Origin of the sequence: Klebsiella sp. CN_Kp113 (genome assembly GCF_040064585.1) — a bacterium.
GTDB lineage: Bacteria > Pseudomonadota > Gammaproteobacteria > Enterobacterales > Enterobacteriaceae > Klebsiella > Klebsiella michiganensis.
The window spans coordinates 94,836-103,560 of record NZ_JBEAID010000016.1 but is presented as its reverse complement, the minus strand read 5'-3'; the positions used below and the strand labels follow the sequence as shown (position 1 = coordinate 103,560).

General features: G+C 56.6%; 8 protein-coding genes. 7 read left to right on the top strand and 1 reads right to left on the bottom strand.

Annotated features, from left to right (window positions below; all coding sequences use genetic code 11):
* Positions 1–56 precede the first annotated feature (56 nt).
* Both ABLV30_RS08470 and livJ read left to right on the top strand, forming a co-directional pair.
* Positions 57–1,301, top strand: a complete 1,245-nt coding sequence (locus ABLV30_RS08470) for an amino acid permease (protein ID WP_014227092.1) — start codon at positions 57–59, stop codon at positions 1,299–1,301.
* A 256-nt stretch (positions 1,302–1,557) separates the two neighbouring features.
* The gene (livJ, locus tag ABLV30_RS08465; protein ID WP_004133032.1) at positions 1,558–2,661 is read left to right on the top strand and encodes a branched chain amino acid ABC transporter substrate-binding protein LivJ; all 1,104 of its coding nucleotides are present in this window, start codon (positions 1,558–1,560) and stop codon (positions 2,659–2,661) included.
* Positions 2,662–3,047: 386 nt separating this feature from the next.
* On the opposite strand, the gene panM is transcribed toward livJ, so the two are convergent.
* Positions 3,048–3,434 carry an aspartate 1-decarboxylase autocleavage activator PanM gene (panM, locus tag ABLV30_RS08460; RefSeq protein ID WP_025107865.1) on the bottom strand — a complete coding sequence of 129 codons (387 nt, stop codon included), beginning with the start codon at positions 3,432–3,434 and terminating at the stop codon, positions 3,048–3,050.
* Between the two features lie 420 nt (positions 3,435–3,854).
* Between panM and livK the strand changes: the two genes are divergently transcribed.
* The 5 genes from livK to livF are packed head-to-tail and all read left to right on the top strand — an operon-like array spanning position 3,855 to position 8,723.
* On the top strand, positions 3,855–4,964 hold the full coding sequence (livK, locus tag ABLV30_RS08455; RefSeq protein WP_014227089.1) for a high-affinity branched-chain amino acid ABC transporter substrate-binding protein LivK: 1,110 nt from the start codon (positions 3,855–3,857) through the stop codon (positions 4,962–4,964).
* A gap of 60 nt (positions 4,965–5,024) precedes the next feature.
* Positions 5,025–5,951, top strand: a complete 927-nt coding sequence (livH, locus tag ABLV30_RS08450) for a high-affinity branched-chain amino acid ABC transporter permease LivH (protein WP_014227088.1) — start codon at positions 5,025–5,027, stop codon at positions 5,949–5,951.
* On the top strand, positions 5,948–7,228 hold the full coding sequence (gene livM, locus ABLV30_RS08445) for a branched chain amino acid ABC transporter permease LivM (protein WP_025107864.1): 1,281 nt from the start codon (positions 5,948–5,950) through the stop codon (positions 7,226–7,228). Before livH ends, livM begins: the two co-directional genes overlap by 4 nt.
* Positions 7,225–7,992 carry a high-affinity branched-chain amino acid ABC transporter ATP-binding protein LivG gene (gene livG, locus ABLV30_RS08440; RefSeq protein WP_004855045.1) on the top strand — a complete coding sequence of 256 codons (768 nt, stop codon included), beginning with the start codon at positions 7,225–7,227 and terminating at the stop codon, positions 7,990–7,992. Before livM ends, livG begins: the two co-directional genes overlap by 4 nt.
* Positions 7,993–8,009: 17 nt before the next feature.
* The gene (livF, locus tag ABLV30_RS08435; RefSeq protein WP_004126158.1) at positions 8,010–8,723 is read left to right on the top strand and encodes a high-affinity branched-chain amino acid ABC transporter ATP-binding protein LivF; all 714 of its coding nucleotides are present in this window, start codon (positions 8,010–8,012) and stop codon (positions 8,721–8,723) included.
* Positions 8,724–8,725 lie beyond the last annotated feature (2 nt).

Genomic DNA, 8,725 nt, shown 5'->3' with positions numbered 1-8,725 from the left:
AAGCCTGTCCTCAGCATAGTACCGGGAAGGAGGGAGTGACCATCTCATTAAATATTATGTCTGACAACTCCACCTTTTCTCCGGCTCTGACGAGCCGGGAGCGTACCGCTGTACCTGCAAAATCCCTCAGTTTCATTGAAGGCGTGTCGATGATCGTCGGCACCAATATCGGCGCTGGGGTGCTATCCATCGCCTATGCCTCCAGCAAAGCGGGCTTTCTGCCGCTGCTGTTTTGGCTGATTGTGGTCGGTAGCCTGACGACCATCACCATGCTCTACGTGGCGGAATCGACGCTGCGCACGCGTAAGCATCTGCAGCTTAGCGGCCTGTCGCAGCGCTACGTCGGCCGCTTTGGCGCGCTGATGATGTTCCTCTCCGTTTGCGTCAACAGCGTCGGCGCGCTGACGGCTTATATGACCGGCAGCGGTAAACTCCTGCATTCGTTATTCGGCATCTCGCCGGCCCTGGGCAGCGCGCTGTTTTTTATTCCGGCGGCCGGGGTGCTTTATCTTGGCCTGAAGGCGATTGGCCGGGGTGAGAAATTCATCAGTATCGGCATGGTCGTTATGATAACCATTTTGGTTGCCGCGACGTTGCTGAAAGAGACCGCCAGCGTCGGTTATTTGCTGGACGGCAACTGGCTGTATATGGTGCCGGTATTTAACGTTGTCGCGTTTTGTTTCTCCGCGCAGTATATCGTGCCGGAGATGGCGCGCGGCTTCGCCGATAAACCGGAGAAGCTGCCGAAGGCCATTATGGTGGGGATGTTATTAACCTTTTGCCTGCTGGCGCTGGTCCCGCTTTCGGTGATTGCATTAAGCGGGCTGGATAATATTTCTGATGTGGCAACCATTTCCTGGGGCAGGGCGCTCGGCGAGTGGGCTTTCTTCTCGGCAAATCTTTTTGCGCTCTGCGCGATGCTGACCTCCTATTGGGGGCTGGGCGGAAGCTTCCTGACCAATATTTTCGATCAGTTTCGCCTGGGCAACGACGAGCAGCCGTTCAAACGCTTTAAGGTGCTGTTAGTGGTCGCCGTGCCGCCTTTTATTCTGGCCTATAGCGGGATGGTGTCCTTCGTGAACGCGCTCTATTTTGCCGGGGTATTTAGCGGGGTGATTTTATCTATCATGCCGATCCTGATCCTCAAAGGCTCGCGTCGGCAGGGTGACATCACCCCCGGCTGGACCTGCCCGGCGCTAATCACGCATCCCTTAATCCAGATCTTCATCGTATTGCTCTATCTTTGCAGCGCCGCCTACGCCATCGCTTCGGCCTTTGGCTACCTGCCTGCGGGCTGGTAGTCGCGTTGCTCATGCCCCCGCGTTCGGTTTATTCCGGCGCGGGTTTTTATTTGTCACTTATCTGTTACATACTCCGCAATTTTATCGTTTCCAATTCTCCTGAATGACGGTATGTTTAGCATAGTGTGCTGCAAAAGCGCAGGCGGCAGACCCTAATCTAACTATCATATGCTTTTCTTATGTGTCTAATTAGAATAATGCGCTAATAAACAACATCACAACAAATGCAAAAACCATAATAATGGGGAGCCTCAGGATGAATATGAAGGGTAAAGCGTTACTGGCAGGATGTATTGCCTTAATCATGAGCGGTACGGCAATGGCCGAAGATATCAAAGTCGCCGTTGTTGGCGCGATGTCCGGTCCGGTAGCGCAGTACGGTGACCAGGAGTTTACTGGCGCAGAGCAGGCCATTGCCGATATCAACGCCAAAGGCGGTATCAAAGGCAATAAGCTGCAGATGGTAAAATACGACGACGCCTGTGACCCGAAACAAGCGGTTGCCGTCGCTAACAAAGTGATTAACGACGGTATCAAATACGTTATCGGTCACCTGTGCTCTTCTTCCACCCAGCCGGCGTCTGATATCTATGAAGATGAAGGCGTGCTGATGATCACCCCGGCGGCCACCGCGCCGGAGCTGACGGCTCGCGGCTATCATCTGATTCTGCGCACCACCGGTCTGGACTCCGATCAGGGGCCAACCGCTGCCAAATATATCCTGGAAAAAGTGAAGCCGCAGCGCATCGCGATTGTCCACGACAAACAGCAGTATGGCGAGGGCCTGGCCCGCGCGGTACAGGACAACCTGAAGAAGGGCGGCGCCAACGTGGTGTTCTTTGATGGCATCACCGCCGGCGAGAAAGACTTCTCTACCCTGGTGGCGCGTCTGAAAAAAGAGAATATCGACTTCGTTTACTACGGCGGCTATCACCCGGAGATGGGGCAGATCCTGCGTCAGTCTCGCGCCGCTGGCCTGAAAACGCAGTTTATGGGGCCGGAAGGGGTAGCGAACGTGTCGCTGTCTAACATCGCGGGCGCTTCTGCGGAAGGTATGCTGGTCACCAAGCCGAAGAACTACGACCAGGTTCCGGCGAACAAACCGATTGTGGATGCGATCAAAGCGAAGAAACAGGATCCAAGCGGCGCGTTCGTGTGGACCACCTATGCCGCGCTGCAGTCGCTGCAAGCAGGCCTGAATCAGTCTGAAGATCCGGCTGAAATCGCTAAATACCTGAAGGGCGCAACGGTCGACACCGTAATGGGGCCGCTCACCTGGAACGAGAAGGGCGATCTGAAGGGCTTCGAGTTCGGCGTGTTTACCTGGCATGCTAATGGTACGGCGACCGACGCCAAATAATTTAACCTGCGCCTTTCACGCCGCAGATGCGTTGTCTGCGTCCCTCAACCCCGGTCACTTACTGATGTAAGCTCCCGGGGATTTCGGGTCTTGACGCCTTTCTGCAACGCGAAATTCTTGGTTAAATCAGTTGATCCTTGCCTCTTCGCATAGGCGAGGAGAAAGGTAAAAGCAAAAAGGCAACGTACGTTGCCTTTTTTAGTCGGTAGCCCGGGTAAGGCGTTACGCCGCAACCCGGGGAATGCGCCGGGGTTGATGCATTGGTTCGGTTTCTTCCCGGGTCGCGCTGCGCTTACCCGGGCTACAGGCTGGTGCGGTCTGGTTTTTTGTAGCCCGGATAAGGCGTTACGCCGCAATCCGGGAATGTTCAGCCTTCTTTCGCCGATTTATTGCTTTTTTACCCAACCGCCGGTTTGCGCGTTAAAGCCCAGCGCCTGCATAAACGCCGCCATCACGCCGCGGTCTTCCACGTCGGCATCCGCGATGCGCCAGCTGCCGATCTCTGGATTATCCCTTAGCACCTCTTCCACTAAATACTGTCCGACGCCGCGACGGCGGGTCACTTCACGCACGCACAGCGCGCTGAGTTCGCCCTCAACGCCGTTTAGCGTCACGCGAACCGCGGCCAGCAGGCGTTCATTGAAGCGGGCGGCATAAATACGATGGCTTTCATCCAGAGCCAGTGCCGCAAGATCCTGCGACGGCCAGATTTTACCTAAGTCGATGCGATCCTGATCGCTGAAGTGCTGTAAACGAATAATGGTCAGTTTCATACGCGAGGGTCCAGTCAAAACAGAGGCGTTAGTGTATCCAAATTCCCCGCCAGGCGGAGCGCCGTTTTTTGCCTGTTCATCAGGGGATTCGTTTTCCTGGAAGGAGCAGGGTAGAGCAATTCATCATGGATCGAAAAATAAGCAGAATTTTAACCTAAAATGTAGCGTTTTATTCCGCCTTATGTATCGTTATTTTATGCTGTTTACTGGACTTTTTTTGTTTATCTTCCAGCAAATACAGAATATTATCTTTGCTTAATCGCCTGAAAAATAGAGATTTTACTCTGTATTCAGGCAAAAAACCTCGCTAAACCATTAAAGATAATGGTAAAAGTAGCGTTGTTTAATAAAAGTACAGAATGCTTTTTAACCATAAAAATACAAAATATTTACACCACATCACGAACGGGGTTCTGCAGCATGAAAAGGAACGCGAAAACGGTTATCGCGGGGTTAGTCGCACTGGCGATGTCCCAGGCGGCTTTTGCCAAAGATATTAAGGTCGCCGTTGTTGGCGCGATGTCTGGCCCGGTAGCCCAGTGGGGCGATATGGAATTCAACGGCGCGCGCCAGGCGATCAAAGATATTAATGCCCAGGGCGGCATCAAGGGCGATAAGCTGGTTGCCGTGGAGTACGATGACGCCTGCGACCCGAAACAGGCCGTTGCGGTGGCGAACAAAATCGTCAATGACGGCATTCAGTACGTTATCGGCCACCTCTGCTCTTCTTCCACCCAGCCGGCATCCGATATCTATGAAGATGAAGGCATTCTGATGATCTCCCCGGGCGCGACCAACCCGGAGCTGACCCAGCGCGGCTATCAGTACATCATGCGTACCGCCGGTCTGGACTCTTCGCAGGGGCCAACCGCCGCAAAATACATCATGGAAACCGTCAAGCCGCAGCGTATTGCTATCATTCATGATAAGCAGCAGTACGGCGAAGGCCTTGCGCGTTCTGTCCAGGAGAGCCTGAAAAAAGGCGGCGCGAATATCGTCTTCTTCGACGGCATTACCGCCGGTGAAAAAGACTTCTCCGCGCTGCTGGCGCGCCTGAAAAAAGAGAATATCGACTTCGTTTACTACGGCGGCTACTACCCGGAAATGGGCCAGATGCTGCGCCAGGCGCGCTCCGTGGGCCTGAAAACCGTGTTTATGGGCCCGGAAGGCGTGGGTAACGCGTCGCTGTCCAACATCGCGGGCGATGCGGCGGAAGGCATGCTGGTGACGATGCCAAAACGCTATGACCAGGACCCGGCCAACAGCGCTATCGTTGACGCGCTCAAAGCCGAGAAGAAAGACCCGAGTGGTCCGTATGTCTGGATCACCTACGCCGCCGTGCAGTCGCTGGCGCAGGCGATGGACCGGGCCGGAAGCCAGGAGCCGCTGGATTTAATCAAAGATCTAAAAGCTCACGGCGCGAAAACCGTGATTGGGCCGCTGAATTGGGACGAAAAAGGCGATTTGAAGGGATTTGAATTTGGTGTCTTCCAGTGGCACGCGGACGGGTCATCCACCCTCGCGAAATAAGCCATAAGACAAGTTATCCCACCGCCCGTGCAAAGCGGGCGGGTAGAAAAAGGTTACCTTATGTCCGAGCAGTTTCTCTATTTTCTGCAGCAGATGTTTAACGGCGTCACGCTGGGAAGCACCTATGCGCTGATTGCCATCGGCTATACCATGGTGTACGGCATTATCGGCATGATCAACTTCGCCCACGGCGAGGTCTATATGATTGGCAGCTACGTCTCCTTCATGATCATTGCCGCCCTGATGATGATGGGTATCGATACCAGCTGGCTGCTGGTTGCCGCCGGATTCGTCGGCGCTATCGTGATTGCCAGCGCCTACGGCTGGAGTATCGAACGCGTGGCCTATCGGCCGGTGCGCAGCTCAAAACGCCTGATTGCGCTGATCTCCGCCATCGGGATGTCCATCTTCCTGCAAAACTACGTCAGCCTGACGGAAGGTTCGCGCGATGTCGCGCTGCCGAGCCTGTTCAACGGCCAGTGGACGGTAGGCAGCAGCGATAACTTCACCGCTACTATCACCACCATGCAGCTGGTTATCTGGGTGGTGACGTTTATCGCCATGCTGGCGCTGACGCTGTTTATCCGCTATTCCCGCATGGGGCGCGCCTGCCGCGCCTGCGCTGAAGACCTGAAAATGGCCAGCCTGCTCGGCATCAACACCGACCGGGTGATTGCGCTGACGTTTGTGATCGGCGCGGCAATGGCGGCGGTTGCCGGCGTTCTGCTCGGTCAGTTCTACGGCGTAATCAACCCGTACATCGGCTTTATGGCCGGGATGAAGGCCTTCACCGCCGCGGTGTTGGGCGGCATCGGCAGCATTCCCGGGGCGATGATCGGCGGGCTGATCCTCGGTATCGCCGAAGCGCTCTCTTCTGCCTATCTCAGTACGGAATATAAAGACGTGGTCTCCTTCGCGCTGCTGATCCTGGTTCTGCTGGTGATGCCTACCGGTATCCTGGGCCGTCCGGAGGTAGAAAAAGTATGAAACCGATGCATTTTGCGATGGCGCTGCTGTCCGCGGTGATGTTCTTTATCCTGGCGGGCGTCTTTATGGGCGTGCAGCTGGAGCTTGACGGCACGAAGCTGGTGGTGGATACCGCCGCCGATATCCGCTGGCAGTGGATCTATATCGGTACCGCGGTGGTCTTCTTCTTCCAGCTGCTGCGTCCCATTTTCCAGAAAACCATGAAGAACGTCTCCGGGCCGAAGTTTATTCTGCCGGCTATCGACGGTTCGACGGTAAAACAGAAGCTGTTCCTGATCGCCCTGCTGGTTATCGCCGTGGCGTGGCCGTTTATGGTGTCGCGCGGGACGGTGGATATCGCTACCCTGACGATGATCTATATCATCCTCGGCCTGGGCCTTAACGTGGTGGTGGGGCTTTCCGGCCTGCTGGTGCTGGGATACGGCGGCTTTTATGCCATCGGCGCCTATACCTTCGCGCTGCTGAACCACTATTACGGTCTGGGCTTCTGGACCTGCCTGCCGCTGGCGGGGCTGGTGTCGGCGGCGGCGGGCTTCCTGCTTGGCTTCCCGGTCCTGCGCCTGCGCGGCGACTATCTGGCGATTGTCACGCTTGGCTTTGGCGAAATCGTGCGCATCCTGCTGCTTAACAACACCGAAATAACCGGTGGCCCGAACGGCATCAGCCAGATCCCGAAACCGACGCTGTTCGGCCTTGAATTCAGCCGCAGCGCCCGCGAAGGCGGCTGGGATACGTTCAGCAACTTCTTCGGCGTGAAGTACGATCCCTCCGATCGCGTGATTTTCCTCTACCTGGTCGCTCTGCTGCTGGTGGTGTTAAGTCTGTTCGTGATTAACCGCCTGCTGCGTATGCCGCTGGGCCGCGCGTGGGAAGCGCTGCGTGAAGATGAGATTGCCTGCCGCTCGCTGGGCCTCAGCCCGACGCGCATCAAGCTGACCGCCTTTACCATTAGCGCCGCGTTTGCCGGTTTTGCCGGCACTCTGTTCGCCGCCCGTCAGGGCTTCGTCAGCCCGGAATCCTTTACCTTCGCCGAGTCGGCCTTTGTGCTGGCGATTGTGGTTCTCGGCGGTATGGGCTCCCAGTTCGCGGTGATCCTGGCGGCGGTTCTGCTGGTGGTCTCGCGCGAGCTGATGCGTGATTTCAATGAATACAGCATGCTGATGCTGGGTGCGCTGATGGTACTGATGATGATCTGGCGTCCGCAGGGGCTTCTGCCGATGACCCGTCCGCAGCTGAAGCTGAAAAATGGGCAGGCCAAAGAAGGAGAGCAGGCATGAGTCAGCCATTATTATCCGTAAACGGTCTGATGATGCGTTTTGGCGGCCTGCTGGCGGTCAACAACGTGTCGCTGGAGCTGCGCGAGCGGGAAATCGTTTCGCTTATCGGCCCTAACGGCGCGGGCAAAACCACCGTTTTTAACTGTCTGACCGGTTTCTATAAGCCAACCGGCGGTACCATTATGCTGCGCGACCAGCATCTGGAAGGGCTGCCGGGCCAGCAGATTGCCCGTATGGGCGTAGTGCGAACGTTCCAGCACGTGCGTCTGTTCCGCGAAATGACGGTGATTGAAAACCTGCTGGTGGCGCAGCATCAGCAGCTGAAAACCGGGGTTTTCTCCGGACTGCTGAAGACGCCGTCCTTCCGCCGCGCCCAGAGCGAAGCGCTGGACCGCGCCGCGACCTGGCTTGAACGTATTGGCCTGCTTGAGCACGCCAACCGGCAGGCCAGTAACCTGGCCTACGGCGACCAGCGCCGTCTGGAGATTGCCCGCTGTATGGTGACCCAGCCGGAAATCCTGATGCTGGATGAGCCCGCGGCGGGGCTAAACCCGAAAGAGACCAAAGAGCTGGACGAGCTAATCGTCGAGCTGCGCAGCCATCACAACACCACCATCCTGCTGATTGAGCACGATATGAAGCTGGTGATGGGCATTTCCGATCGTATTTACGTGGTAAACCAGGGCACGCCGCTGGCCAACGGTACGCCGGAAGAGATCCGCAACAACCCGGACGTGATCCGCGCCTATTTAGGTGAAGCATAATGGTGGTGACGCATAAGATGGAAAAAGTGATGTTATCTTTTGACAACGTCAGCGCGCATTACGGCAAAATCCAGGCGCTGCACAACGTCAGTCTGCATATCAATCAGGGAGAGATTGTCACCCTGATTGGCGCCAACGGCGCGGGAAAAACTACTCTGCTGGGTACCCTGTGCGGCGACCCGCGCGCCTCCAGCGGCCGCGTGGTTTTCGACGGTAAAGATATTACCGACTGGCAGACGGCGAAAATCATGCGCGAAGCGGTGGCGATCGTGCCGGAAGGGCGCCGCGTTTTCTCGCGGATGACGGTGGAAGAGAACCTGGCGATGGGCGGTTTTTTTGCCGACCGCGATCAGTTCCAGACCCGCATCAAATGGGTGTATGAGCTGTTTCCGCGCCTGCATGAGCGCCGGGTTCAGCGGGCGGGCACCATGTCCGGCGGCGAGCAGCAGATGCTGGCTATCGGGCGCGCGCTGATGAGCCAGCCGCGCCTGCTGCTGCTGGATGAGCCTTCGCTCGGTCTGGCGCCGATTATCATTCAGCAAATCTTCGATACCATCGAACAGCTGCGCGAGCAGGGAATGACCATCTTCCTCGTCGAACAGAACGCCAACCAGGCGCTGAAGCTGGCCGACCGCGGCTACGTGCTGGAAAACGGCCACGTGGTGCTTGAGGATACCGGCGACGCGCTGCTGGCGAATGAAGCGGTACGCAGCGCCTATCTGGGCGGGTAGTG